General features: G+C 59.4%; 23 protein-coding genes and 2 pseudogenes. 15 read left to right on the top strand and 10 right to left on the bottom strand.

What is annotated here, in order from left to right:
• Positions 1-167: 167 nt before the first annotated feature.
• Positions 168-1,253 carry an FUSC family protein gene (locus ACLBWT_RS09730; RefSeq protein ID WP_447662868.1) on the top strand — a complete coding sequence of 362 codons (1,086 nt, stop codon included), beginning with the start codon at positions 168-170 and terminating at the stop codon, positions 1,251-1,253.
• An 82-nt stretch (positions 1,254-1,335) separates the two neighbouring features.
• Here ACLBWT_RS09730 and ACLBWT_RS09725 read toward each other — a convergent pair whose 3' ends face one another.
• The 5 genes from ACLBWT_RS09725 to ACLBWT_RS09705 form a co-directional block, all read right to left on the bottom strand.
• Complete coding sequence (locus ACLBWT_RS09725) at positions 1,336-1,632, bottom strand: transposase (RefSeq protein ID WP_447662867.1); 297 nt, start codon at positions 1,630-1,632, stop codon at positions 1,336-1,338.
• A gap of 30 nt (positions 1,633-1,662) precedes the next feature.
• Entirely contained in the window at positions 1,663-1,806 is a 144-nt protein-coding gene (locus tag ACLBWT_RS09720; protein ID WP_447662866.1) for a hypothetical protein, read from the bottom strand.
• A 302-nt stretch (positions 1,807-2,108) separates the two neighbouring features.
• Positions 2,109-2,708: a TVP38/TMEM64 family protein gene (locus tag ACLBWT_RS09715; RefSeq protein WP_447662865.1), complete on the bottom strand. Its 600-nt coding sequence runs from the start codon at positions 2,706-2,708 to the stop codon at positions 2,109-2,111.
• 17 nt (positions 2,709-2,725) lie between these two features.
• On the bottom strand, positions 2,726-3,922 hold the full coding sequence (locus ACLBWT_RS09710) for an MFS transporter (protein WP_447662864.1): 1,197 nt from the start codon (positions 3,920-3,922) through the stop codon (positions 2,726-2,728).
• A gap of 41 nt (positions 3,923-3,963) precedes the next feature.
• Positions 3,964-5,121: an MGDG synthase family glycosyltransferase gene (locus tag ACLBWT_RS09705; protein ID WP_447663103.1), complete on the bottom strand. Its 1,158-nt coding sequence runs from the start codon at positions 5,119-5,121 to the stop codon at positions 3,964-3,966.
• 250 nt (positions 5,122-5,371) lie between these two features.
• On the opposite strand from ACLBWT_RS09705, the gene ACLBWT_RS09700 reads away from it, so the two are divergent.
• From ACLBWT_RS09700 to ACLBWT_RS09665, 8 genes are all read left to right on the top strand, one after another.
• Positions 5,372-6,346, top strand: a complete 975-nt coding sequence (locus ACLBWT_RS09700) for an aldo/keto reductase (protein ID WP_447662863.1) — start codon at positions 5,372-5,374, stop codon at positions 6,344-6,346.
• 171 nt (positions 6,347-6,517) lie between these two features.
• Positions 6,518-6,640 carry a hypothetical protein gene (locus tag ACLBWT_RS09695; protein WP_447662862.1) on the top strand — a complete coding sequence of 41 codons (123 nt, stop codon included), beginning with the start codon at positions 6,518-6,520 and terminating at the stop codon, positions 6,638-6,640.
• A gap of 837 nt (positions 6,641-7,477) precedes the next feature.
• Positions 7,478-8,458, top strand: coding sequence for a class II fructose-bisphosphatase (gene glpX / locus ACLBWT_RS09690; protein WP_447662861.1), 981 nt, complete (start codon positions 7,478-7,480; stop codon positions 8,456-8,458).
• 203 nt (positions 8,459-8,661) lie between these two features.
• A complete protein-coding gene (gene gap / locus ACLBWT_RS09685) occupies positions 8,662-9,711 on the top strand; it encodes a type I glyceraldehyde-3-phosphate dehydrogenase (RefSeq protein WP_447662860.1) in 1,050 nt (349 codons plus the stop codon).
• A gap of 29 nt (positions 9,712-9,740) precedes the next feature.
• Positions 9,741-9,920, top strand: a complete 180-nt coding sequence (locus ACLBWT_RS09680; RefSeq protein ID WP_447662859.1) for a GapA-binding peptide SR1P — start codon at positions 9,741-9,743, stop codon at positions 9,918-9,920.
• A gap of 4 nt (positions 9,921-9,924) precedes the next feature.
• Positions 9,925-12,672: a pyruvate, phosphate dikinase gene (ppdK, locus tag ACLBWT_RS09675; protein WP_447662858.1), complete on the top strand. Its 2,748-nt coding sequence runs from the start codon at positions 9,925-9,927 to the stop codon at positions 12,670-12,672.
• 522 nt (positions 12,673-13,194) lie between these two features.
• Complete coding sequence (locus ACLBWT_RS09670; RefSeq protein ID WP_447662857.1) at positions 13,195-13,863, top strand: helix-turn-helix transcriptional regulator; 669 nt, start codon at positions 13,195-13,197, stop codon at positions 13,861-13,863.
• 47 nt (positions 13,864-13,910) lie between these two features.
• Complete coding sequence (locus tag ACLBWT_RS09665) at positions 13,911-14,708, top strand: pyruvate, water dikinase regulatory protein (RefSeq protein ID WP_447663101.1); 798 nt, start codon at positions 13,911-13,913, stop codon at positions 14,706-14,708.
• A gap of 979 nt (positions 14,709-15,687) precedes the next feature.
• Here the strand turns inward: ACLBWT_RS09665 and ACLBWT_RS09660 are convergent.
• Together ACLBWT_RS09660 and ilvA are read right to left on the bottom strand one after the other, a co-directional pair.
• Complete coding sequence (locus ACLBWT_RS09660; protein WP_447662856.1) at positions 15,688-16,194, bottom strand: hypothetical protein; 507 nt, start codon at positions 16,192-16,194, stop codon at positions 15,688-15,690.
• 172 nt (positions 16,195-16,366) lie between these two features.
• On the bottom strand, positions 16,367-17,677 hold the full coding sequence (ilvA, locus tag ACLBWT_RS09655) for a threonine ammonia-lyase IlvA (RefSeq protein ID WP_447662855.1): 1,311 nt from the start codon (positions 17,675-17,677) through the stop codon (positions 16,367-16,369).
• A gap of 338 nt (positions 17,678-18,015) precedes the next feature.
• Here ilvA and ACLBWT_RS09650 point away from each other — a divergent pair, with 338 nt between their 5' ends.
• The 5 genes from ACLBWT_RS09650 to ACLBWT_RS09630 all read left to right on the top strand — a co-directional run bounded on the left by ACLBWT_RS09650 (position 18,016) and on the right by ACLBWT_RS09630 (position 21,760).
• A complete protein-coding gene (locus ACLBWT_RS09650) occupies positions 18,016-18,555 on the top strand; it encodes a hypothetical protein (protein WP_447662854.1) in 540 nt (179 codons plus the stop codon).
• Positions 18,556-19,000: 445 nt separating this feature from the next.
• Positions 19,001-19,780 (top strand): kanamycin nucleotidyltransferase C-terminal domain-containing protein, encoded by a 780-nt coding sequence (locus ACLBWT_RS09645; protein ID WP_447662853.1) that lies wholly within the window; start codon positions 19,001-19,003, stop codon positions 19,778-19,780.
• A complete protein-coding gene (locus tag ACLBWT_RS09640) occupies positions 19,777-20,268 on the top strand; it encodes an N-acetyltransferase family protein (protein WP_447662852.1) in 492 nt (163 codons plus the stop codon). The genes ACLBWT_RS09645 and ACLBWT_RS09640 overlap by 4 nt, the downstream gene beginning before the upstream one ends.
• A gap of 234 nt (positions 20,269-20,502) precedes the next feature.
• Positions 20,503-21,123 (top strand): deoxynucleoside kinase, encoded by a 621-nt coding sequence (locus tag ACLBWT_RS09635; RefSeq protein WP_447662851.1) that lies wholly within the window; start codon positions 20,503-20,505, stop codon positions 21,121-21,123.
• Between the two features lies 1 nt (position 21,124).
• Positions 21,125-21,760, top strand: coding sequence for a deoxynucleoside kinase (locus tag ACLBWT_RS09630; RefSeq protein ID WP_447662850.1), 636 nt, complete (start codon positions 21,125-21,127; stop codon positions 21,758-21,760).
• Positions 21,761-22,066: 306 nt separating this feature from the next.
• Here ACLBWT_RS09630 and ACLBWT_RS09625 read toward each other — a convergent pair.
• From ACLBWT_RS09625 to rsgA, 3 genes and pseudogenes are all read right to left on the bottom strand, one after another.
• A pseudogene (locus ACLBWT_RS09625) lies at positions 22,067-22,267 on the bottom strand (VOC family protein); the annotation flags it as partial.
• A gap of 38 nt (positions 22,268-22,305) precedes the next feature.
• Positions 22,306-22,461, bottom strand: a pseudogene (locus tag ACLBWT_RS09620) (VOC family protein); the annotation flags it as partial.
• A gap of 365 nt (positions 22,462-22,826) precedes the next feature.
• Positions 22,827-23,993 (bottom strand): ribosome small subunit-dependent GTPase A, encoded by a 1,167-nt coding sequence (rsgA, locus tag ACLBWT_RS09615; RefSeq protein ID WP_447663100.1) that lies wholly within the window; start codon positions 23,991-23,993, stop codon positions 22,827-22,829.
• Positions 23,994-24,706: 713 nt separating this feature from the next.
• Between rsgA and ACLBWT_RS09610 the strand changes: the two genes are divergently transcribed.
• Complete coding sequence (locus ACLBWT_RS09610; protein ID WP_447662849.1) at positions 24,707-26,047, top strand: serine hydrolase domain-containing protein; 1,341 nt, start codon at positions 24,707-24,709, stop codon at positions 26,045-26,047.
• Positions 26,048-26,570 lie beyond the last annotated feature (523 nt).

The raw sequence follows: 26,570 nt of genomic DNA, 5'->3' as shown, positions 1-26,570 counted from the left end.
GGGCCAGGTATAAATTGAAATGAAAAAAATGTACAATATAGCAGTTGCCCGAATTCGGAAATCGAGAACGAGCGGGCATGGCATACGTTACAGGCAATGGAGCAACAGGGTATAAGAGGAGAAGAAGCATACCCATTCGCTGCCTGAGAAGGAGGATTTCAACCCTTATGACAATCGGGGCCCGAGTGGTTAAAACCGGCATTGCCGTTGCGCTGGCCATTTACCTGAGCGAGCTCTTCCAATTCAGCTCTCCGATTCTGGCTGCTGTTTCAGCCATATTCACCTTGCAGCCGTCCATTTTCCGCTCCTGGCAGCAGGTGAGCGACCAATTCCAGACCAATCTGCTCGGCGCAATGATCGCGCTGGGAGCCGTGCAGTTGATCGGCAACAATCCGATCGCGGTCGGCATTGTCATCATAGCCGTCATACTCGTCAGCATCCGCTTGAAAATGGAATCGACGGTGGGGCTGACGCTCGTGACCGTCGTGGCTGTCATGGAAGCGAACGCGACCGGCTGGATGTTCGCCGTGGAGCGTTTCCTCCAGGTATTGACCGGCATGGGGGCGGCGTTCGCCGTCAACGTGCTCGTCTTCCCGCCGAGGCCGCGCAAGCAGTTCCACAGCGACGTGCACCGCTCCTACCAGCAGCTGTCGCTGCTCCTGCGCACCTCCATCTCCGACGAGATGAAAGAGCAGGTGTACAACGACGAGAAGGCCAAGCTGCACGGCACGATCGGCAAGCTGGACGAACGCTACTTGGTGCTCGCGGACGAGCGCTCCCTGCGGGCTTCGAGCCGCGCCGAGCGGGCGCGCCAGCTGCTGCTTTCCAAGCAGCTCATCAAGGCGGTCACCAAGGGAGCCGATCTGCTGGACGTCGTGGAGGAGCATTACTTCGCCTCTCCAGGAGCGGAGGATTGGGCGGTCAAGCTGGATGCCCAGATCGAGGAGCTGACCAAGTACCACGAGCATCTGCTGCTCAAGCTGGACGGAAAAATCAAGCCGCATGCCTGCGTGCCTTCGGAAGCGATTACCGGAACACGGCTGGCCCAGCAGCTGACGGATTACCTGCGGGAGGATCCGGATCAGCACCGGCGGCTCGTGTTCGTCGCCGCCGCTCTGTTCGAATACGGCTATCATCTCCGGCGGCTGGAGAAGATCATCGATCAGGTGCACAGCAGGGACAGGGAGGCGGAGGACGGCCGTTCGGCGCTTGCCGCCTCCGAAGAAGCAGAGCCGAGGCAGATCAAGAATTGATCCATCGGCTTGGATTCCACTTGGCCCCGCACCGTAAAAAAGGCGTACCCTCCATCAAGAGGGTACGCCTTTTGCGCGTCGCTTATTCGTCTCCGCGATGCTCTTTGTGCTTGTGGCGGCGCGGATGCTGCAAGTGGTTCTCGGGGTCGTTCGCGCTGTCATGCGGGATTTCACGCGGATCGGTATGGCCGGCATGATGGTTGCTGAATTTCAGCTCGGCCAGCTTCCACTCCGTCGTTCCCCACATCGGATCCGCCGGAAAAGCATCGCCGCGCTGCAGCTTTTCCTGACGGCCCCACTGGTTCGTATAAACGCCGTCGACCTCGACATGCTCCCCCGAGATCGGCTCCATTTCGTTATGGCTAGGCTTCTCGCTCATGCGATCCCTCCTGAGTGTGTAGGATGCTGGTTAGACGCCGTGCTTGCGGACAGCGGCGGCATCCGCATCGGACTGCTTGGCGCTGGCCGCGGCTTTGCCCTTGCCGGTGCGGTCTGCTTCCGACTGGGCTTTGCGCGCGAAGGTCTGCTTGAATGAAGGCTGTTCGCCGGACATGGCCATCCTCCTTTCGCGGGAGATGCCTTGCCTTTACAGTGTGTGTAGGCGAAGCGGCCCCTAATCGGCGTTGAAGCGGCCAATATCGACCATAGCCGGCAAAGAGATGCCTGACAGGGAGGCCGGACTTTCCTTGCCTGACTGCCGCAAGGCGGCGGCAAGCCGGAACGAACGCCCCAAAAAAGCCCCGTCCGCCGGACGAGGCCACTTAAAAAATAGCGTAAGGCGCGAAATCGATCGGAAGAATGATTTCAGTCTGCAGCGACACCTTTTCAGCGGCCTCCAGCTGGACAGGGCTTGTCTTATTTAGCCAAGTAACGCGTTTCGAGTCTTTTTCCGCCCAGCCACATGATGACAATGACGCATACGGCAAGCACGATGCGCCATGGCGCCAGATCGCCGATATTGAAGCTCAGCAGGGAGATGATGAAGATCATGACCGCCTTGCCGAGAACGACCGCGACGAAGAAGGTGCGGAACGGGACGCTGCTGAGGCCCGATGCGATATTGACGAGCACCGAAGGGGAGAACGGGAAGCAGGCGAGCAGGAAGATCGGCGTGAAGCCCCGGCGCTCCAGCCAGTCGAAGAATACGCGCACGCGCGGAAAGCGGCGCTCCAGCCACATCCCGAGGCCTCCGCCTATAGAGCGGGCGATCCAGAATACGCAGATGGAGCCCGCAGTGACGCCGATCCAGGAATAGAGGAAGCCCCAGCCCAATCCGTAAATATTGGCGTTCGCCGCAATGAACAGGAAAAGCGGCAAAAAAGGCAGGAAGGCCTCGGCGAGCGGCAGCACAATTCCCGGCAAAGGGCCATAGGAGGAAAATTGCTGCAGCGTATGCTCCAGCTGCTGGGGGTTCATGGTTTTGATCTCGCGAATCCAGTCCTGGACGATGCTCATGCTTCACACAACCTGTTCTATTTGGGATCAAGCTTGCCGGGTTCGGCCAGCGGAAGAAGACAATAGCAGATGCCGATCAGTCCGAACAGCAGGGCGCTGATCCAGACGACGAAGGGCTCTCCTCTCCAGGAGGCGATCAGCCCTCCGAGGACCGGGCCGATCATGCCGCCGATGCCCTCCACGGTGCTGAGCAGACCCCAGCCGAGTCCTTGCTGGCCGGGAGGAACATAGGCTGCGAGCAAGGCGTTCCATGCCGGCAGTACGGCTGCATAGGACAAGCCCAGCAGAGCGGCGATGACGATGCACAGCCATAGGCCCGAAGCGTAGGCGAGAGCATAGAGCGCGGCCGCAACGGCGAAAAAGCCGATGACGAGAAACCAGCGGCGGAACGATCGCAGCCGGTCCGACAGCTTGCCGAACGGGACAAGCCCGGCGAGCGTGAATACGCCTCCGGCTGTCAGCAGGAGGGAGTATTGGGCGCCGGTCAGGCCCAGTCGGCCGGTGGCCAGCGTTGGAAGCACGGTCACGAGCATGCCTGCGCCAGCCGTCTGCAGCACCATGCCCGGAAGCAGCAGCTTGATCTGGGACAAGCGCTGCTTCATATCGGGAAGCTGCTCCCGCAGCGGCACCCGCTCGACGGCCGAGCGCTGCTGTCCGCTGATGAAGAGCGACAGCACAGACGCCAGCACGACGCTAGAGAGGATCATCAGATAAGCCGCGCGGCTGCTGTGGTCCATTACTATATTACACACAATCGGACCTGCGCCAAGCCCCCCGAGCCAGATCATATATAAAAAACCCATCTGGGCTGCTCTTCGCTCCTCTGTCACCTGGGTCAGGCAGACGATCCAGATCGGCGAGATCCCGACTCCGTAAATGGCGGCCGCGAGAATGAACAGCCAGGGAACGTCCGCGAAGGGGAGAAGAACGACTCCTGCAACTGAAGCGATCATGCCCGCCATGACGACGAAACGGATGGAGAACCGGTCAAGCAAATACCCGATGGCCATCTTGAGCACGGTGTCGGTGAGATAATGCGCCGTGATGGCGGCACCTACCGCATCCAGCGTAAGTCCGAGCTCATGCTTGCCGTACAAGGGCAGGAAGCTGATCAGGACGGCGCCGCGCGCGAATTCCACGAGCAGAAGAATGACGGCATAGAGGGGGAGCTCGGTTCCTCCGATGCCAAGGGAGCGGTTCAGGAATCGATTCATGGACGGGTTCCTCCTTGCTCGGCTGGTAAGGCCTGTTGCCATTAAGTATACCCGCCTAGACGCCAGAGCAAATCCTCGGCGACAGCATCCGCGCCGCCGGGGAGGCCCAGAGAGGAGCTGGCGAACCTTCTTTCGGTAAGACGTTCAGGACTGGCAAAGAGTTTCATGATTTCTTCCGCGAGCCGGGCCGGGGAGCGGACGATTTCCACGGCTCCCTTGGAAGCGAGATAGGAGGCGTTGCCGAGCTCTTGTCCCGGCACCGGGCGATAGACGAACAGCGGAACCCCGGCGGCAAGGCCTTCGGCCAGCGTGAGGCCGCCAGGCTTGGTGACGAGGCAGGAGGCCAGCGGCATGAGCTCGGGCATCGTCTCCACATAGCCGAACAGATGCAGCCTCGACCGTTCCGGATGCCGCTCGAACCTTCGGGCAGCCGATGCCCGGAGAGCTTCATTCCGTCCGCAGATGACGGCGATCTGAAGATTGTCCATCCGCAGCAGGCGGCTGCAGGCGTCGAGGATTCCGCTCATGACGCCGCTGCCTCCGCCCATGATCAGCACGAGCGGCAGACGTGGGTCGAGGCCGTAGCGGGCGAACGGCTCCGCTGCCCGCTCGGAGCTCTCCGGCATGCGGAAGCCCTTTTTGACGGGAATGCCGCTGACGCAGATGCGCGAGCCGGCGATGCCAAGAGCGTTCAGCTCCCGGCCGAAGTCCTCGGTAGGCACATAGTAGCGGTCGATGCCGGGATGCACCCAGCGGCAGTGAAGATCGTAGTCGGTGACGACAGCGGCGGTGAGCATTCCGGGAAGAAGCGTCTGCTTGAGGGCGAGGCCGGCGAACAAAGGGAAGGTATGAAGCACCGCGTCGGGACGCTCGCGCAGGAGCACCTGGCGCAGCTTGCTTCGCCCGAAAGAATGCAGCCATGCCGCGAGCCTGGAATCCGGCTTCATCGGCCGGGTGCGGTCGTAGAGCCAGCCGTATAAGCCGGGCATGACCGTATAGCTCGATCGGTAGGCGAGACGGGTCATTTCATTCAGAAGCGGATGGGCTTCGGCCATCAGATCGATCAGCACCGTCCGGTCGTTGCCCTTGCGGGCGAGCGATTCCTTCACGGCCAGAGCGGCTTGAAGATGGCCTTCTCCATAAGAAGCGTACAGGATCATCAGCTTGGGCTGCCGGTGCGGAAGCTCTGCGTGCTGCATGGTCACGGTGGCACCTCCTGGGGCGTGGATAAGTCTGTCTTCCAGTATACGGGCCTCTTGTAAACGTAAGGTCAGAAAGAGATGGAGATTTTGAAATTTGCCGGAGGTTGTATGTGGCGTTGCCGGACGACGGCCTCCGACTGATTCGCATGGCGGATTATATGCGGCGTTAATTTATGGTATAAAGGAATAGTCTGCCCGCCATCTTGCCATAGATCCTCATTTCTGTTGAAAAAGGAGTTGGAAAGCGATGGAATACACTACGCTTGGACGAACGGGGCTCAAGGTCAGCCGCCTGTGCCTGGGAACGATGAATTTCGGCGTCGGCACGGAGGAGAAGGATGCCTTTGCCATCATGGATGCGGCGCTGGATGCCGGAATCAACTTTTTCGATACCGCCAATGTTTACGGCTGGGGCGAGAATTCCGGCCGGACGGAAGAGATCATCGGACGCTGGTTCGCCCAGGGAGGCGGCCGCAGGGAACGGACCGTGCTCGCGACGAAAGCCTACGGCGACATGCATGACAGCCATGACGGCCCCAACAGGCAAGCCGGACTGTCCGCCTATAAGATCCGCCGCCATCTGGAAGGCTCGCTGACCCGCCTGCAGACGGACCATATCGAGCTGTACCAGATGCATCATATCGACCGCAGCGTCCGTTGGGACGAGCTGTGGGGCTCCTTCGAGACGGCTGTCGCCCAAGGCAAGATCGGCTACGTCGGCTCCAGCAACTTCGCCGGCTGGGATCTCGCGGTCGCGCAGGGAGAGGCCAAAGCCCGCGGCTTCCTCGGGCTCGTCTCGGAACAGCACAAGTACAACCTGCTGACCCGCCTGCCGGAGCTCGAGGTGCTGCCGGCCGCCAAGGCGCTCGGTATCGGCGTCATTCCGTGGAGCCCGCTCGACGGCGGCCTGCTCTCCGGCAACATCCGCCGCGGCGACGCCGGCCAGCGCAGCGGCGACAAGCGCTGGGAGAAGCACAAGGACCAGCTGGAGCAGTACGGCCGCCTGTGCGACGAGCTTGGCGAGACGGAAGACCTGGTGTCGCTGGCCTGGCTGCTGCATCAGCCGGCTGTGACGGCTCCGATCATCGGCGTGCGGACGCTGGAGCAGTTCGAGCGCTCCCTGCGCGCGGTCGAGCTGAAGCTGGACGAGTCCGTCCTGCAGCGGATCGACGAAATCTTCCCCGGACCGGGCGGGGAAGCTCCGAACGCATACGCCTGGTAGGAGGCGTTTCGCGGAGGCAAGTGCTTGTGTGGATGGAAGAAATAGAAGCGAGAACTAGATCGTTTTAAGAGGCCAGAGGCCGTCAGGCCGTCCCTTGCGGACGGCCTTTTTGTGTTTAGGGGGAGTTTTTAAGCGGGGGCGGCGTGAGTGCAGGGGGGAGGAGAGAGGGGAATGGAAAAGAAGAAGAGAGAAGGAGAGGGAGAGGAGAGGGAGAGGGAGAGGAGAGGAGAGGGAGAGGAGAGGAGAGGAATGGAATGGAGAGAGGACGTTGAGAAGAAAAAGGTGGCGAAGTGAAACGGCGCCATGGTACACATATCCGACAGGATAATGACTGATGAGCAGAAGAAAAAGGAGTGATGAGGAGAGAAAGGGAGGGGAAGTGAGAGAAATGTAGAGAAGAGAGAAGAGAGAAGAGGTAAGAGGTAAGAGGTAAGAGGTAAGAGGTAAGAGATAAGAGAGAAGAGGTAAGAGGTAAGAGGTAAGAGGTAAGAGGTAAGAGGGAGAGATGGTTTCGGCAACTTCAATCCCTGAGAAGGCTCATGCTCAAGCAACCTCATTAGCCTATCGGACATAGGATCCCTTATTTTCGAGGTTTTCGCTCATGGACGCATTTATCGGACATAGGATCCGCTATTTCTACAGTTTGTATTGTTATATAGCTAATTGTTCACAAATAACGGATCGTATGTCCGATCCGCATAGGAATGTGATGGTTTTCGGCTAAATAACGGATCGTATGTCCGAAAAGCAAAGGCAATTGAAGGTTTCGAGTAACTTACGGATCGTATGTCCGATCCACATTGGGATGGGATAGTTTTTGAATATAACGGATCGTTGTGTCCGACCCGTATAGGAATATGATGGTTTTCGGATAAATAACAGATCGATTCACAAGAAATCTCGCTAGGCCGCCTTGAAACAGGCGGTCTATTTTTTTGCCAAAGGAACGAGGCGATCTCCTGGGTAGGCTTAACAGCCTATCCTCCCATAATTCCATGGTAGGCCAGACTCAATTAGGAGTCATTATTGATGCTGAATTAGCCTATTGTGCGTCATATATAAAATATGATACATTAATTCCGAAAAGAGTCGGATGCGATCTGGCAGAAGGAAAGAAGAAGGGATGAGGACATGGAACGGGAACTGGCATTGGAAGTTGTGCGCGTAACGGAGCTGGCCGCGTTGGCATCGGCACCCTGGGTTGGGAGGGGCAGCAAAAATCAGGCGGACCTCAGCGCGACGGAAGCGATGAGGAGGATGTTCGGTTCGGTTCCTGTCCGCGGCACGGTGGTCATCGGCGAAGGCGAGATGGATGAGGCTCCGATGCTGTACATCGGCGAGAGCGTCGGCCGCGGCAGCGGTCCGGAAGTCGACGTGGCCGTCGATCCTCTGGAAGGGACGGAGCTGGCGGCTCGCGGCTTGAACGGGGCTTTGTCCGTGCTGGCGATGGCGCCGAGGGGGAGCCTGCTCCACGCTCCGGATATGTACATGGAGAAGCTCGCTGTCGGACCCGCGCTCTCGGGCAAGCTCAGCCTGCTTGACCCGCTGTCCGTCACCATGCGCAAAGCGGCCAGGGAGCTTGGCAAGCCGCTTGCCGAGATCACGGTCGCCATCCTCGACAGGGAACGGCACGAAGCGGCGATCAGCGAGCTGCGGAAGCTTGGCGTTCGAATTCGACTGCTGCCTGGCGGTGACGTGGCGGGAGCGATGGCGACTTGTTATCCCGAATCCGGCGTTGATATCTATGCGGGCTCCGGCGGGGCGCCGGAAGGCGTGCTGGCAGCGGCGGCGCTGAGATGTCTTGGAGGCGAGCTGCAAGGAAGGCTGCTGCCCGAGGACGAGGAGCAGGCCGGACGCTGCGCCGCAATGGGAATCGTCGACGCCAGCCGCGTCCTGAGCATGGACGATATGGTCGGGACCGGCGACGTTATTTTCGCGGCTACGGGCATCACGCAGGGAGACTTCCTCGACGGAGTCCGCTATCGCCCGGACGGAACGGTTTGGACCCACTCGGTCGTGATGCGCGCCGAAACCCGCACGCTTCGCCATATCCAGACGCGACATGATTTATCTCTCAAGGTCATCGACGGGGGCCGGGAGGCGGCAGTCTGACCGAATCCGGTTGTTTTCCGCCTAGAGCATCTGCCTATCAAGCGGCAGCGGCGAGGGATTTTTGCGTATAAAAGAAGCTCCGCGGGAAGGACGGCTCTCATGATCTGCTCCGGAATGAGCGAGGCGGGAAGGGCTCTTCATGCCCTATGAGGCGTCATATTTAAATAATAGGCATCATATTTGCGGGAAATGGAGGAATGGGAATGAGAGTTGCGATCAGCGGAACCGGAAGAATCGGCAGGCTGTGCATCAGGCGCCTGATCGACCTGGAGACGGACGGAATCGAGCTCGGGGCAGTCAATACGACCTGCACGGCCGCCACGCTGGCCCATCTCCTGGAATACGACACGGTGCACGGCCGCTGGAAAGCGGATATCGCCGTTGTCAGCGAGCAAGAGCTGCTGATCAATGGCAGCCGGCTGGCGCTCGTATCGGAGAGGGACCCTTCCCGTCTTCCGTGGAGACAGCTGGAGATCGGGCTTGTCATCGACGCCACAGGAGCGTTTGCGGCAAGAGCGATGCTGGATCTCCATCTAAGCGCAGGCGCTTCCAGAGTGCTGCTCACTTCTCCCGGCGAAGCCGATTTGACGGCGGTTATGGGAGTCAACGAGGCGGATTTCAATCCTATGAAGCATCGGATCGTATCCGCCGCCTCCTGCACGACGAACTGCCTGGCGCCTGTGCTGAAAGTTGTTCATGAAGCCTTTGGCGTTCGCGAGGGATGGGCGACTTCCATTCATGCGTTCACGAACGACCAGAACCTTATGGACAATCCGCATCGCGACCTGCGCCGTGCCCGAGCCTGCGGCTCCTCGATCGTGCCTGCCGCGACGGGCATGTCGAAGGCGCTGAAAGAGGTGCTGCCGGAGCTGGCCTCCCGCATTCAGGGCACGGCGGTCCGAGTGCCGGTGGCCGACGTCTCTCTGCTGCAGCTGCAGCTCGGACTGGAGACGAATGCCGGCGAAGAGGCGGTAAAAGCTGTTTTTCGGGATGCAGCCGCAGGCGAGCTGGCCGGCTATGTCGGATACAGCGAGCTGCCGCTTGTGTCGGCAGACTATATCGGCTGCTCCAAGTCGGCCGTCGTGGATGGACTCAGCGTGATGGTCCGCGACCGGAGCATCCAGCTCATGGCCTGGTACGACAACGAATGGGGCTATGCCTGCCGTGTCATCGACCTGGCGGCGCTGATCGCCCGAAGCTGCGGCGGGCAGCCGCGCAGCAAGCAAGCTCAAGAAGCCGGCATCGCCTGGTAATCCAATTTACGACAGGAGAGATGGATAGGATGAACGCTCAGCCGAAAGCCGCTTCCGCAGCCCCGCTCGAATACGGATTTGTTTTGTGCAAGCATTGCAATGAAATCATGTATACCCTTCCCACGAACGGAGTCAAAACTTTCTACGGCGTGTGCGAATCCTTGAATTGCCGCGAGCAGGCAGCCGGCCGTCCGGAAGGGAGCGAGTAAAGCGATGGCGATCAAGTATGCCTACTTTTTAGAAGAAGGAAATATCGGGATGAAGGAGCTGCTCGGAGGAAAAGGGGCCAATCTGGCCGAGATGACGGCTGCCGGCGTTCCGGTGCCGCAAGGATTTACGGTGACGACCGAGGCTTGCCGGGATTATTTCCGCCTCGGCGAGCATTTGACCGAAGAAATGTGGGCGCAGATCTCGGATGCCCTCCTTGCGCTGGAAAATAAGATCGGGCAGAAATTCGGGGACCGCATGAATCCCCTGCTCGTTTCGGTGCGCTCGGGCGCGGTCGCCTCCATGCCCGGGATGATGGATACGATTCTCAATCTGGGGCTGAGCGACGATACGGTGGAGGCGCTGGCCGAATCGACCGGCAACGAGCGATTCGCGTACGATTGCTACCGCCGGCTGATCCAGATGTTCGGCGAGGTTGTGCTCGGCTTGGACAGCTGGCGCTTCGAGCAGCTGCTGGAGAAGCTGAAGCGGGAGAAAGGCTGCGAGGAGGATCAGCAGCTGGGCGCGGATGCCTGGAAAGAGCTGATTTCCTCCTATAAAGCGTGCATTCAGCAAGAGTCGGGCAGGCCTTTTCCGCAGGATGTGAGGGAGCAGCTGCGAATGGCGGTCGAGGCTGTGTTCCGCTCGTGGAACAATCAGCGGGCCCGGGTCTATCGGCGCATCAATCGGATTTCCGATACGCAAGGTACGGCAGTGACGATACAGAGCATGGTGTTCGGCAACCGGGGAGAGGATTGCGGGACGGGAGTCGTCTTCACCCGCGATCCGTCCACGGGCGACGCCGGCCTGTACGGGGAGTTTCTCGTGAACGCTCAGGGCGAGGATGTCGTCGCCGGCGTGCGGACGCCGCGGCCGATCAGCGAGCTTGCCGCCGCCATGCCGGGCATATATGAGGAGCTCGCCGGCTGGTGCGCCAAGCTGGAGAAGCGCCATGGGGATATGCAGGACATCGAGTTCACCGTCGAACACGGACGCCTCTTCCTGCTCCAGACCCGGACGGGCAAGCGCAATGCCCAGGCTGCTTTGAAGATAGCCGTCGATCTGGTCCGCGAAGGCCGGATTGCCCGAGAGGAAGCGGTGCGCAGGATGGACATCTCTCATCTGGAGCAGCTGCTGCACCGGGGCATCGATGAATCCGCAGGGGTACAGCCGCTGGCCTGCGGATTGCCGGCATCACCCGGAGCGGCGATCGGGATGGCTGTATTCGATGCAGACCGCGCCGACGCCTGGGCTCGCGAAGGGAAGCCGGTCGTTCTCGTGCGGCCGGAGACGACGCCTGACGATATTCACGGCGTTCTGGCGGCCGAGGGCATTCTGACGAGCCGGGGCGGGATGACAAGCCATGCGGCGGTCGTCGCGCGAGGCATGGGCAAGCCCGCTGTATGCGGCTGCGAGGATATGGCCGTCGATCTGGAGGGCAGGCAGATGAGGGCAGGCGGGCAGCTCATTCGGGAAGGGGATTGGATCACTCTCGATGGAGGTACCGGACGCGTCATCGCGGGCAAAGTGCCCTTGCGGGAGCCGGCTGCCACGGAGGAGCTGCTGGAAGTGCTCGGCTGGGCCGACGGAATCCGCAGACTCGCTGTGTACGCCAATGCCGATACGCCGGAGGATGTCCGGACGGCTCGCGGCTTCGGAGCCGAAGGCATCGGGCTGTGCCGAACGGAGCATATGTTTTTCGCCCCCGAGAGGCTGAAGGTCATGCAGCGCATGATCGCGGCTGAGACGACGTCGGAGCGGGAGGCGGCTCTTGCCGAGCTGCTGCCGATGCAGCAGCAGGACTTCGAGGCGATATTCAAGGCGATGGACGGCCTTCCATCGACGATTCGCCTGCTGGATCCGCCGCTGCATGAGTTCCTCCCTGGAAAAGAGGAGCTGCAGCGCAAGCTGGAAGCCGATCCGGACGAGGCGGAGCGCAGCCGGCTGCAGAGGCTGCTGCGCATGTCGGATTCGCTGCGCGAGAGCAACCCGATGCTGGGGCAGCGAGGCTGCCGGCTCGGCATCGTTCATCCGGAAATCTACCGCATGCAGGCGGAAGCCGTCTGTCTGGCTGCCGCCGCCTGCCTCGCGCGCGGCGTGGACGTGAAGGCGGAGATCATGGTGCCGCTCGTCGGGACTGCTGCTGAGCTCAGCCTGCTGCGAACCGATATCGAAGAGGTCATCGGCCGCTTGCTCACGCCTGAGCAGCGTCAGGCTTGCCCCATTTCCATCGGCACGATGATCGAGGTGCCGCAGGCGGCGCTGACTGCTCGTTCCATCGCGGCTCATGCAGATTTCTTCTCTTTCGGCACGAACGATTTGACACAGATGACCTACGGCTACAGCCGCGACGATGCCGAGGGCAAATTCCTGGCCAACTACGTCGAGCGGCGTCTGCTGCCCCATAATCCATTCCAGGTGCTGGACGCGGAAGGGGTGGGGCAACTGGTCGCCATGGCCGCAAAAGCAGGGCGGGAAGCTCGTCCTGGGCTCAAGACCGGCATTTGCGGGGAGCATGGGGGAGACCGGGATTCCATCTTTTTCTGCCACTCCATCGGCCTCGATTACGTCAGCTGCTCGCCTTACCGTATTCCGATGGCCCGGATCGCGGCCGCGCAGGCGGCGCTGGCGGCTGAGGAAGCGGAGAAGACGCAGGCTGCGCGAGCCATGGAGTCGGCAGAAGTGCCGGAGTCGGCACCATCTAAGAAAGAGATTCGATCAGCGGAGCCAGCACCGGCCATACAGGCGATATAGATAAGCAGGCAAACAGGTAGACAGGCCAGCAGGCAAACAGGCAATAGGTAAAACAGGCAAACTCGTAGTAGAGGCAAATATGCAAAACAGGTAATACTCGTAGTAGAGGCAATAGAGGCAAAACAGGTAAAACTCGTAGTAGAGGCAAACAGGCAAAACAGGTAAACCAGGTAAAACAGGTAAACAGGTAAAACTTGCAATAAAGACATTAGAGGCAGTAGAAGCAATAGGGGCAGTAAAGGCAATAGGGCCATACAAGCAATACAAGCAATACAAGCAATACAAGCAATTCAGCAATTCAGCAATACAAGCAATACGAGCAATAGGTCATACAGGCTAACAGCATTATAGGTAAGATAGGTATCTCCATCCGATTAGGCGGCAGAAACAAGACAGCCGGCACAGCCGCGCGAAGCCAGGATGCAGGGTACTTGCTCAAGCCAAGCCAGGCGCTCCCCGTCAGCCAGCCTTCCACGCTCCCGGTGTGAAAAAATATCGGCATCGGTTACAATGAGAAAAGAAATGAAGCGAGCGGAGGGAACGGCAATCAAACTTTCAACCCGGCAACAGAAAATCGTGGAGACGGTGCGCAGGCGCGCTCCGATCACGGGCGAGCAGATCGCGGAGCTGCTCGGGGTCACCCGCCCGGCGATCCGTTCCGATCTGGGACTGCTCGTCATGCTGGGCCATCTTGACGCCAAGCCCAAGGTAGGCTACTTTCTCGGCGAGGCCGAGGAGAGCCTCTCCCGGCCTGGCGCCGCAGCCGACGCTTCGCTGCTGCCGGTCCGCGAGGTGATGGGCGTGCCTGTGGCGCTGCGGGAGACGGCGACCGTGAGCGACGCCGTCGTGACGCTCTTTCTGGAGAACGTAGGGAGCCTGACCGTCATCGATGGATCCGGCTGTCTGGCTGGCATTGTCTCGCGCAAGGATCTGCTCAAGGTTGCCCTGGGCAACCCGCAGGCTTCCGCCATGCCGCTCGGGTTCGTCATGACGAGATATCCCAACCTCGTAACGGTGTCGCCCGACGATACCGTCCGTGACGCCATGGGCAAGATGATTGCTTCCGAGATCGACGGCCTGCCCGTGGTCCAGCCGCATGCGGGCGATTCGGCCGACAAGGTTGAGGTCATCGGGAGAATTACGAAAACAACGGTCACGCGGCTATTCTACGAGGCTTCGTCGAGAGGCTGAAGCCCGGCACGGGCGGTTAGGGGGCAGGATGAAGCTTGGATGATGAAATGAAAACGATCATGGTCGCATCGGATTCGGCCGGAGAGACGGCGGAGGCGGTCGCGCGGGCCGTGATTCGGCAATTCGAGGCGCAGAAGGTCCGGACGGAGCGCTGGGCGAACATCAAGTCGGAGGATGAGGTCCGGGAGCTGATGGAGCGCGCTGCCGCGACCGGCAGCCTCGTCGTGTATACGCTCGTGCTCCCGGAGCTGCGCGAAATGCTTCGCCAGGAGTCCGTCCGGTTGAGCGTGCGCGCGGTGGATGTGATGGGCCCTGCGATGGAAGGGTTCGTGCAGACCTTCGATTCCTTGCCGAAGGGAGAAGCCGGCCTGCACCGGATGGATCAGGCCTACTTCGACCGCGTCGAAGCCGTTGAGTACACGGTCAAGGCCGACGACGGGCAACATATAGCCGGCTGGAACCAGGCTGATCTCATCCTGCTGGGCGTCTCCCGCACCTCCAAAACTCCGCTCGGCATCTATTTGGCGCACAAAGGCTACAAGGTGGCCAACTATCCGCTTGTGCCCGAGGTGAAGCCCCCGGAGGAGCTGTTCCAGCTTCCGCGCAGCGTCTTTGTCGGCCTCACGATGGACCCGGAAAAGCTGATCAATATCCGCATCGAGCGCCTCAAGACGATGGGGCTCCCGTCCAGCGTCAGCTATGCCAGCCTCGAGCGGGTGGCTGAGGAGCTGGAGCATGCCCGCAGCCTGTTCCGCCGGCTCGGCTGCCTCGTCGTCGACGTGACGGACCGGGCAATCGAGGAGACGGCCGGCATCATTCTCGATGCGCGCAAGCATCGGAGCTAGCCTCAAGCAATAATCGACCATCCTGATGCGGATCCCATTGTAGACGGATTGGAGATTCAGCTTGTGGATAGCGGTAATCCCCCGAAGTTAACTTCGGGGGCTTTTGGTTTTTTGTTCTGCCTGAGTGAGACGGCGGGCTCTGCAAGTTCTTTAAGCAGATAGGAGTCGTCGAAACAGAGCGGGATTGCGTTAGGGACTACCATTTAGGAGCAGGAGCAGGAGCAGGAGCAGGAGCAGGAGCAGGAGCAGGAGCAGGAGCAGGAGCAGGAGCAGAAGCAGGAGCAGAAGCAGGAGCAGGAGCAGGAGCAGAAGCAGGAGCAGGAGCAGGAGCAAGAGTCAGAGCAAAGCCAAAGCCAAAGCCAGAGCTAGAGCTAGAGCTAGATCCAGAGCAAGAACCAGAGCAAGGGAACAAGTTGATCGGACATGAGATCCGTTATTTATCGAATATCGAGGTTATTGGTGGTGGATCGGACATAGGATCCGTTATTTATATGAATTCTATTGATATAAAGATGTAAAATCCAAAATAGCGGAACGTATGTCCGATAAAGTTGGAAATCGATCCAAATCGCTCGAATAGCGGAACGTATGTCCGATAAAGTTGGAAATCGATCGAAATCGCTCGAATAGCGGAACGTATGTCCGATAAGATTTAAACATTCACTCGATTTCCTGGAATGAAGACTGTTTTTGTGCTCGGCATGCATCGGAAACATTAGGTCATTCGGTTAACCAAGAAGGGCCATCCAAATGAGCGAAGGGGGAGAATAAGAGCGGAAAGAAGCCTGGCATGCATGAATTGGAATCGATCCCATCAGGATGATGTGACTGCAGCCGTAGATTCAAGCCTTCGGTTTCCAAGGCGATTCATCAAAGGCCCATGCATTTGAGAATGGGCCTGCTTGATTTACGCGTTTATTTGGAAACATAGGATGAAGACCTCTTCTCGCACCGTTTCTTATCTAGCTTAATGATGATTTCAATTCCTTTTGAAACAGAAAGCTGCGAGAGCCGCCATTCGCCTTCGGTTTTTCCAAATCATGTCCAACAGGAGAAGCATGAGGCGATAGAGCAGGGCCGAAGCGGCGAAGATCCAGTAGACTCCATGTGCCTCCTCCCCGACGGCGATGGCCGGAAGCAGCCCGGCTGCAGGATACAGAAGGAGCAGTTCCGAGATGAGCCGAATGGAGGAGGGGAGAGTTCTGGCGCTGAGGCGGCCGATGGCCCAGGAGGCGGGAATGCCGTAGAAGAGATGGAAGGGCAGGGCATAGATGAAGACCAGGACGGCTCCCAATAGCCGCTGCATCCAGGCTCCTTGGATAGAATGGAATTCTGCTGCCCACAGGCCCGCCATGACGATGCCCGTCGCTGCAGCGGACAGAAACGCCGCGCCCAAGCGGAGAAGAAAACTTCTCATCGCGCCGCTCCGCGCTGTGTTCTCTCCAGCAATTCCGGCAGCCGCAGCAGAAGCAGGAAATCTTTTCATGGAATCATCTCCTCGATCAGGTATGGGATGAGTCCAGTGTGCCGCATCCGCCGCCGCTGCGTCAGGCCCTTCTTTTATAGAACCCTCCTCAAGCCCGGGCTTGAAAATCAAAGAAAGCCGAAAAGGCCGCTGCGCAATCGCAGCGGCCTTGCAAGTCCGGCCTCAAGCAGGCTCAGATGAGCAGATCGAACAGCACCGGATCCTTGTTGAGCTCCATGAACTGGTAGCCTCTGGCGTTCATCCGGCTGACCAGGCTGCCATAGTCCTCGCGGTTCTTCAGCTCGATGCCGACGAGGGCGGGGCCGTTCTCCTTGTTATGCGTCTTGGTGTACTCGAATCTCACGATGTCGTCGTCCGGTCCGAGCACCTCGTCGAGGAATTCGCGCAGGGCTCCGGCGCGCTGCGGGAAGTTGACGGTGAAATAATGCTTGAGCCCCTCGTACATCAGGGAGCGCTCCTTCATCTCCTGCATCCGGTCGACGTCGTTGTTGCCGCCGCTGATGATGCAGACGACCGTCTTGCCCTCCAGCTCGTCCCGGTACATGTCCAGCGCGGCTACAGGCAGCGCGCCGGCCGGCTCGGCGACGATGGCGTTCTCGTTGTACAGGCTCAGCAGCGTCGTGCAGGCCTTGCCTTCCGGCACGAGCACGACATCGTCGAGCAGGTCGCGGCAGATCGCGAAGGTGAGGTCGCCGATCCGCTTGACGGCGGCTCCGTCGACGAACTTGTCGATGGAGTCGAGCGGCGTGACCTGCCCGCTGCGCAGCGAGGCATCAAGGGAAGGCGCGCCCTTGGGCTCGACGCCGATGATGCGCGTGCGGGGCGAGACCGCCTTGATGTAGGAAGCGACTCCGGCCGCCAGCCCGCCGCCTCCGACGGTGACGAAGATGTAGTCCGGCATCGCCTCGGCAGCATCCATGATTTCCTTGCCGACCGTGCCGTTGCCCGCGATGATGGCCCGGTCGTCGAACGGATGGATGAAGGCGGCTCCGGTGCGGGCGCATTCCTTCATCGCTTCGTCATAGGCGTCGTCGTAGGTGTCGCCGGTCAGCACGATCTCGACCTGGTCGCCGCCGAAGAACTGGACCTGCGTCACCTTTTGGCGGGGAGTCGTGCTGGGCATGTAAATCTTTCCGCGGATGCCGAGCGTCTGACAGGAGTAAGCGACGCCCTGAGCGTGATTGCCCGCGCTGGCGCAGACGACGCCCTTCTCCAGGTCCTGCGGCGGCAGCGTGCGGATGCGGTAGTAGGCCCCGCGGATTTTGAACGAGCGCACGACCTGCAGATCCTCCCGCTTGAGCAGCACGTTGCAGTTGTAACGGCTGGAGAGGACGCGGTTCGGCTGCAGCGGGGTGCGGGTAATGACTTCATTCAGCGTCAGCTGGGCATGCATGATCTCCTCGAGAGGGATGCGTACCGCTTCCTCCTTGGCTTTGCCCGCTTCGGGCAGCGGACCGGGGGACTGGGGCGTGCTGGAATTCATACGCGTTCTCTTCCTTTCCGTTTGGCAAGATGATGGGGGAGGGCTAAAATAAGAAAAAACGTCCCTGTGCGGGACGTGCGTCCTGATCACGTTTGTGCGGCTGCCTGTCCATCCTGGGATCGCGTCTTGGAGGCGCAGCCCTGCAAGGGAGTGCCGGCCGATAGCGAAGGCTCTGCCGCCGCTTGCAGCGTCGGCGCGGCTTGGCGGCATTCGATGGGTAGTTTTGTTATACTCCCCGCACGATCCTTTGTCAATGGAAGCCAAGCGGCTGGCAGGACAGGCCGCAGCAGGCCTGCGCAGGATAAAAACGGTTTCGGCCGAACGGAGGTGCATCTGAAATGCGCAAAATCATATGGGGATTCATTGTTTCGCTGCTGGTCGTGGCGCTGCTGGCGGGAGGAGCGGCGATCTGGTACGTCAGGCCGGTGGAGAAGCTGACGCTGGACCACGCTCCGCTGGATTTCAGAAGCAAAGCCGCCGAGATGATCCAATCCGGCAAAGCCGAGGTGTTTCTCTCCCAGGAGGATATCACCAATCTTGTCCGCGCCCAGCTCGCGGAAAACCCGCAGGTCAGGCCGGAGCTGAAGATCGAGGGCGTGCGGATTCAACTGGACGGAGACCGCATGGCTGCGGATATAAGCGCCAAGTACAAAAACCTGCTGACGGTAGGCGCCAAGGCGGGCTACAAGCTGGAATGGAGAAGTCCCGATCTCATCCTTACTCCGCAGTCGCTTTCCATCCGCTCTCTGGAGCTGCCGGAGACGATGCTGGACGAAATCGTCATCCCGGTAGGCAGCCAGCTGCCGCCTCTTGTCGGCATTCGCTCCGTAACGTTCCGGGATCATGGCGCCGCTGTCGGGCTGAAGCTTCAGCTCTAAGCCGCCGAGGCCTATTTCGGTCGTGGGCTTGAATCTGTCCGATTTTTTAAGTCTGCATCGGATGGAGACAACTGTCTTGCTTAACTGTCTTGCTTAACTGTCTTTGCTTAACTGTCTTGCTTTTAGCCGTATCGCCCTGAATGGCTTTACGGCTTTTTTTGCATGGATGCGATAAGCATGGACAAGATGGCTGACAGAGATCTTCTCACTGGAATCCTCCATGATTTCAAGAATAAATGAAAACGCTTACCAATTTCAGAATACCGAAGCCAGCCTCAGGGCGGCACCCACCAAACTATAGAATGTGCTGCAATAACTATAGAGTGTATGGAGGTTTCAGTCTTGCACAACGGACAAGGGAGAAGGGGGGAGCGAATCTTTTGTCGAATTAGGAAAGAACGCAAGAGGACGATAACAGGGCTGTCCGTTCAAGGAGGTTGAAGCGATGCTGCCTTATCCGGCTGCGACTTCAAGGGAAGATAAATGGAAGTTCATCCATCAGGTGAAAGAAGAGGTCCTGCAGCGGGACGGCGGAAGCATGTTGGCGGTCGGCGTTTACGGCTCGCTGGCCCGTGGGAGCGACGGACCCTATTCGGATATTGAAATCCGCATTTTGACGCCGGACGGCGTCGATCTCCCCGGACAGGAGGAGATCATTCTTCCCTTCAAGCTGGAGATCGGAGCGATGCAGCGATCGGCCTGGCTGAAGGGAGCCGCATCCGTCGACGACAGCTGGGCGGTCAAGGCGGGCTCCTACGCCGATGTAGTCGCCCTTCACGATCCGGGCCGTCTCTTTGAGGAAGCCAGGCTCGCCGTCGGAAGCGCTCCCGACTCCGCCTTCCGCGAGGTGATGAGGGAGTTCATGGTCTGGGAGCCCTATGAAACGATGGGGAAAATCCGCAACGCCGTCTCGACTGGAGACGGGGCGTATATGCGCCGCGCGGCTTACGATCTCTCGTGGCAGGCGGCCAAGCTGATCGGGCTGGCGAACCGCCGTTATTTCACGACCAGGGCCAGCAGCTTCGAGGAAGCTTCGGCGATGCCCTCGCGTCCGGACGGCTTCCTGGAGCTGGCGGCTATGGTCATGGACGGCGACCTGCGGGATGTCTTGGAGGTCCATGCCCGCTGCGAGCGGTTGTGGACCGGCTTGAACGAATGGTTCCATGCCATGGGCATCGATTACCGATCGGAGACATTCCGGTGGAAGGGGGAGAGCGGCTCATGATCATGGCTCCGGTCGAAGAGCGGCATCTGCCGCAAGTGCTCCAGACTTACAACCACTATGTCCTGAATACGACGATCTCGTTCCATACCGAGGCGCTGAGCCTGGAAGAAATGCGCGCCAATGTCATGGGCGGCGATCCGCGCTACCGGACCTATGTCATCGAAGAAGAAGGGGTTTATGCCGGCTACGCCCTGCTGACCCGGCACAAAAACAAGCAGGCCTACGATACGACCGCCGAAATCACGATTTATCTGGACCCGGAACGCCGGGGCAAAGGGACGGGCAGCCGGGCCGTAGCTTCTCTGGAGGAGAAGGCTGCCGAGCTCGGCTTCCATGCGCTGGTGGCGACCGTCTGCACGGAGAACGAGCGCAGCATCGCCCTGTTCGAGCGGCTCGGCTACGAGAAATGCGCGCATTTTAAGCAGGTCGGCCGCAAGTTCGGCCGCTGGCTCGACATTGCGAGCTATCAGAAGATCATCGGATCCTGACGGTTCGCGGCTAGCAGGCGCAGGATGCCATAAGGGCCCGCTCCCAATAGGGGAAGATAGAAGAGCAGCAGGGGATAGGAAGAGGGACTCTGTCTGATTTCTCTTCTACTTGCAGCAGTTGGCAATAATTTTGGGCGGGAAGTGGTTCTCCTGTGACCTCGCAGCAGATATAATGGGGAAGTCTGTTTTTGTGCATCGACCGTAAGACCGTAATCAAGGGGGATATAAGCAACGATGAAACGCGCACCGTATATAGCCGTCGAAGGCCCGATCGGAGCCGGCAAGACGACGCTCGCCACGATGCTGGCCGGAGAGTGGCAGCTTCCGCTGGTCAAAGAAATCGTGGAGGAGAATCCGTTCCTGGACAAGTTCTATCAGGATATGGACGATTGGAGCTTCCAACTGGAGATGTTCTTCCTCTGCAACCGCTTCAAGCAGCTGGAGGACACTGTCATTCCTCGTCTCGAAGCCGGCGAGCAGGTCATCGCCGATTATCATATCTACAAGAACCTGATCTTCAGCGAGCGTACGCTCAAAGGAATCAAGAAGGACAAGTACCGCCATATCTATCATGTGCTGACCGACGATCTGCCCAAGCCGGACGTCATTCTGTACATCCGGGCCGATCTGGATGTGCTGCTTGCGAGAATCGCCAAGCGGGGCCGTTCGTTCGAGGAGGAGATGTCCTCCGATTATCTGCAGCAGCTGATCGAGGATTACGATACGGCGATGGCTTCCCTGGCGGAGCGCGAGCCGGGTACCGTCATCATTCCGATCGACGGAAATACGGTCGACTTTGTCGCCGACCGCGGGCAGTTCGACGAGATCGTCGCCCGTTTAAAGGAGCACTTATAAAATGAATCCATTCGGCATTCCCGAGAAGTCTGTCATTACCGTTGCCGGCACCGTCGGGGTCGGCAAATCCACTCTGACCTCCGCCCTGGCGAGAAGCCTCGGCTTCCGCACCTCGCTGGAGCAGGTCGATTTCAACCCTTATCTGGACAAGTTCTACCATGACTTCGAGAGATGGAGCTTCCATCTGCAGATCTACTTCCTGGCCGAGCGCTTCAAGGAGCAGAAGAAGATGTTCGAGATGGGCGGCGGCTTCGTGCAGGACCGCTCCATCTACGAGGACACCGGCATCTTCGCCAAGATGCACGCCGATCAAGGCACGATGTCCCCGACGGATTATCAGACTTATACGAGCCTTTACGAGGCGATGGTGATGACGCCGTACTTCCCTCATCCGGATGTGCTGATCTATATCGAAGGCAGCCTTCCGTCCATTCTGGCGCGGATCGCGGAGCGGGGACGGGAGATGGAGATACAGACCGAGGTGTCGTACTGGGAGCATATGCATGCCCGCTACGCCAAGTGGATCGGCGAATTCAACGCCTGTCCGGTGCTTCGGCTGAACATCGACGAGTACGACGTGAACGACGAGGCTTCCACGCAGGAGATCCTGACGCGGGTGGCGCGGATCATCGGCTGACGGAGGCTTGCTGCTGCAAGGCCGTGACAGTCATTACGCGGGTTGAACCCATCCAAGGCTGTGAAATTGGACAGTGGATGACAGTGGATGCATGACGAAAAAGCTGTTCCGAAAGCCGAAGTCCGGCCGAGGAACAGCTTTTTTTGGCTTTCTGCCGATCCGAAGCCGGACCACCCAAAGCCGGTCTCATCGTCAGAGGCCGGGAATGGAGAGCTGGCCGGCAAGCCGTCCAAGCCCGATGCCTGCTCAGAGCCCTGCTCAGAGCCCTGCTCAGAGCCCTGCTCAGAGCCTTGCTCAGATGCCCGCTCAGAGCCCTGCGTTCAGCTCGATCAAATTGCCGGCCGGATCGCGGAGGTATGCGACCCTATGTCCCCATTCGGGGGTGTCATGCGGCTCTTTGACAAAATCGATTTGCTTGTCCCGCAGCTCTCTGAATGCCGCGTCGACATCGTCCACCTTGATGATGACGGCCATCCGGTCGCTCGCGCACAATTCATGCGATGCGTGCGGTCCATCGGCGCCCGCCCGTCGCCGGCGAGCGGCGGTTCCAGCGCGAGGCGGATGTCCCCCGTGAGGAACTCGGCATAAGGAGTATTATCGGTGCCGTGGAGCACCTGGAGGCCGAGAATGTCCCGGTAGAACAAAAAGCTGTCCCGGACACTGGGCACGAACAAGCGTATATGGGAGATTTTCAATGACATTCCCTCCGCGTGCTTTCATATTCCTGCCTGCATCCGCTTCCGGCTTCAGCTGCGCCAGGCTTCAAGGGGCGGCAAGTACGATCAGAATACCACGACTTCGACGGGACCGTTTCTTACGGATCGCTGCGCTTCAATCCGAGGCATGCCGCATGAAGAAGCTCGGCGAAGACGGCGTTGCTGGGCGAGCAGCCAACAGCAGCGGGCGTGTACTTTTGGCGAGAGGCAGTACGCAGCGTCAGGCGCTTCAATTGGCGAAAGTCAGTACGCAGCGTCAGGCGCTTCAATTGGCGAAAGTCAGTACGCAGCTTCAGGCGCTTCAATTGGCGAAAGTCAGTACGACAGCGTCATTCCTCCCTTGGCGCGGGTCAATCCCAATCGCTGGTCGCCTTCTTGGCGCTGCGGCGCTCCTGCTTGTTGCGCAGCCGGTTCTCGGCGGGCGTGATCGTCTTGCGCGCGGCGGACTGCTCCTTGCGTGCGACGCGGGCGAGCTCGCGTCCAGTTTTCAAATAGTTTTCATACCGTCCGGCATCCAGCGTGCCGTCGGCAAGCGCCGACTTCACGGCGCAGCCCTGCTCGCGCTTGCTATGGGTGCAGTCGGTGTAGCGGCAGCGGGAGGCGAGCTCCTCGATATCGGAGAAGGCGCCTGCATGGCCGCCGGGGGAGCCTTCGCTGTCCCACAGCTGCAGCTCGCGCATGCCGGGGGTATCCATCAGCAGCGCGCCGCCGGGGAGCCGGAACAGCTCGCGGTGAGTCGTCGTATGCCGTCCCCGGTCGTCCCCGCCTCTGACGCCCTGCACGCGCTGCTCCTCGCTGCCGGCCAGCCAGTTGAGCAGCGTGGACTTGCCGACGCCGGAGGAGCCGGCAACCGCGATTGTCGCCCCCGGCCGCATGTACGGCCGGAGCTGCTCCAGGCCTTCATTCTCCTGCGCGCTGACGGCGTGGACCGGCACGCCGGGAGCGGCGTCCTCGACCTGCCGCACCAGATCATCCGGATCGTCGGCGAGATCTGCCTTGGTGAGCAGGACGACCGGCGTCGAGCCGCTTTCCCAGGCCGCCACCAGATACCGCTCGATGCGGCGCAGATTGAAATCGTGGTTCATCGCCGTCGTGAGGAACAGATAGTCCATGTTGGCTGCGACGACCTGTCCGTCCTGCACCTGCCCGGCTTCCTTGCGGATCAGCGCGGAGCTCCGCTCGAGCAGGGCGTGGATGCTGGCGCGGGAGCTGTCGCCGGGCTTCGGCACGGAGGCCAGCACCCAGTCGCCGACCGCGGGGTAGTCTGTCTTGCGGGAAGCGTCGAACGAGTAGCGCCCGGTCACTTCTGCCAGATGCTCGCCGGATTCGGCAGCCAGCCGGTATAGATGGGAGAACTGGGCGACGATGCGGGCGGGCTCGAGGCCGGCGATGCCCGTTTGCTCCCGGCTCTTCTCCAGCCGTTCCTGCCAGGAGTCGTTCCAGCCGTAGCTGCGGAGCCCATGGCCTTCGATCGGATCCTTCGTTTCGGTTGGTTCATTCCATTCATTTGGTTTCAGGCTCAAGTCAGATTCCTCATTTCGCAGGGTATAGTCCGTTTCTGTCCAGGTTTTATTCCGTTTGTTCATCTCGTCCGGCTCGTTTGCATTTAAGGTCAAGGCTGGTTCCTCTTTTCGTGGGTTGGATGGAAAAAGCAAAAAGCCCGCAGCGAACATGCGGGCTTGCCTTGTCAGGCATGGCACCGCGGGCCAAGATGGCATGCGGGCCTATAACAGGCCCGCGATCTCTGTGGATCCCGCGGGCATTAAAAAACCGCAGGAGACCAATGGTCTCCTGCGGCGCCGACGATCGGCGCCCGCCTCTGCCATCATGGCAGAAGCGGGCTGCGGATCAGAGTCGGCTTGCTCCGTCAGGGACCGGCGTCGGGACAATCAGCTTGTAAGTCGCATATGCAGTCGTCATTTGACATCGGCCTCCTCTGTTGAAATAAGTGGTTTTAGCATAGCCTTTTTTGGTCATTTTTATCAAGGGCGAGAACAAATAAAGGCGAATAGCACCAGCAGGCTTGCTAAGGCTCGCTAAGGCTCGCGCGGCGTCAGACGTTGTTTCGGAACGGGATCGCAGAAGTCCATTCTCTACCTGTTTTCTACCCGCCATTCCGGCCGGAAACCGTTTAAAATGAAACCAATACGGAAGGGCGTGAATCCATTGGTATGACTCATCGATGTTCCTAACTCTCTATAAAAACCGAATATGAATGGGAGGAATCATCATGAGTCGACATGATTGCATCATGGAGCGCCTGGACTCTTTGCTGGCCGGCTTTGCGGCGCAGGAGCCGCTGCCCGGACTTGCGGTGGGCATCGTCACCGCAGATGGAGTTTTTGCCCGCGGATACGGAGTCCGCGATGCTGGAACGGGCGAGCCCGTGGACGAGCACACTCTTTTTCACCTGGCATCGGTATCCAAGCCGCTGGTGGCTACGGCCGTCATGCAGCTGGCGGAGCAAGGCCGATTGAATCTGGACGCTCCCGCGAGCGGCTACGTCCCTTACTTCAAGCTCGCCGACGGCCGGGAACGCGAGGTGACGATCCGCGACCTGCTCAGCCATACCTCCGGCATGCCTGACGAGGACGACTTCCAGTGGGACCGTCCGGAGGATGACGAGGGCAGTCTGGAGCGGTATATCCGCGGCCTCGCCGCACGCAGCCTGGAGCGGAATCCCGGGGAGGAGCATGCATACAGCAATATCGGTTTCGAGCTGCTGGGAGACGTCATCGCCAAGGTCAGCGGAATGTCCTTCGAGGCGTACATGCAGGAGCATGTGTTGCGGCCTGCCGGGATGGAAGAAAGCACGTTCCTATTGGCGGAGGTGCCGTCGGCACAGCTGGCCGCCCCGCATATTCTCGGAGCTCCCGAAGGACGCTACGGACCGCAGAAAAGCCGTGTTTTTCCTTATCACCGGGCCCATGGACCGAGCTCGACCTTGTATATGAACGCGGTAGACAGCTGCCGGCTCATGCTGGCTTATCTGAGGCCGGAGCAGGCTGCAGAGGGGAAGAGTCTGCTTGAGGAAGCCAGCCAAGGGGAGATGTGGAGCACCCGGGTCGACATAGGATATGGAGATTGGATGGATGGAATCGCCCTCGGCTGGTTCACGGGTTCGTACCGCGGACGCAGAGCCGTATCCCATACCGGGCAAGATACCGGCTTCCGCAGTTATCTGGTGCTCTTGCCGGAGGCAGGCTTCGGCGTCACCCTCATGATGAACGACGACTATGTCGGTCTCAAGGTGCTGATGAAAGGCATTCTGGACCTGCTGCTCGGTGAAGGAACAGGCGAAGTCCAGCGCAATCTGGCCCATCATTTGACCGGCATCGCCTTGTCCGGCGGAATCGATGCGGCATGGGACGAGTACCTGAAGATTCTTGATGAAGGATTGGAACGGTATGCCGTCTCTGCCGACGATTTCAGCTATATCGCCTATCCGCTGGAGGAGAACGGTTATGCCGGCGAAGCGCTGAAAGCTCTTGAGCTCGGCCTCCGCCTGTTCCCGGAATCGGAACATCTGCGCGAGCGGCAGAGGGATTCCGTGCAAAAAGTGAACCCGTAAGCAAGAGTACCGAGGCCGCCTGTTTCTGGCGGTCTTTTTTCTTTTCTGTAGCGTTCAATATCGCCCGGATCAAAGTGCTGATTGGAGTGGAAACAGAATTTTAATCGGACTGCCGATAGGAATGCCGATCGAGCGCTGTCGGAGCGCCCATTGAAGTGCCGATCGGAGTGCCGATCGAACCGTCGATCGGAGCGCTGATCGGAGTGTACCGGTCGAACTGTCTATCGAACCGCCGATCGAACCGCTAATTGAATCGCTTATCGGACATAGGATCCGCTATTCCGGCGCAAATCGCATTTGGACAGCTGTATCGGACATACGATCCCTTATTTCACAAAATCCTATTGCTATATGGATATTAACGACAAAATAGCGGATCGTATGTCCGATAAAGTTTAAATAGGCCAATAATTAGTAGAATAGCGGAACCTATGTCCGATAGCAGAATAAGGGAGGGATAGAATCCATTCACATTATCGATAAAATCCGGATCGAGCCGCCGTGCAGGCGTTCGATATTGAAG

Source organism: Paenibacillus sp. D51F (genome assembly GCF_053345695.1).
This window is presented reverse-complemented; position numbering and strand designations above follow the sequence as displayed.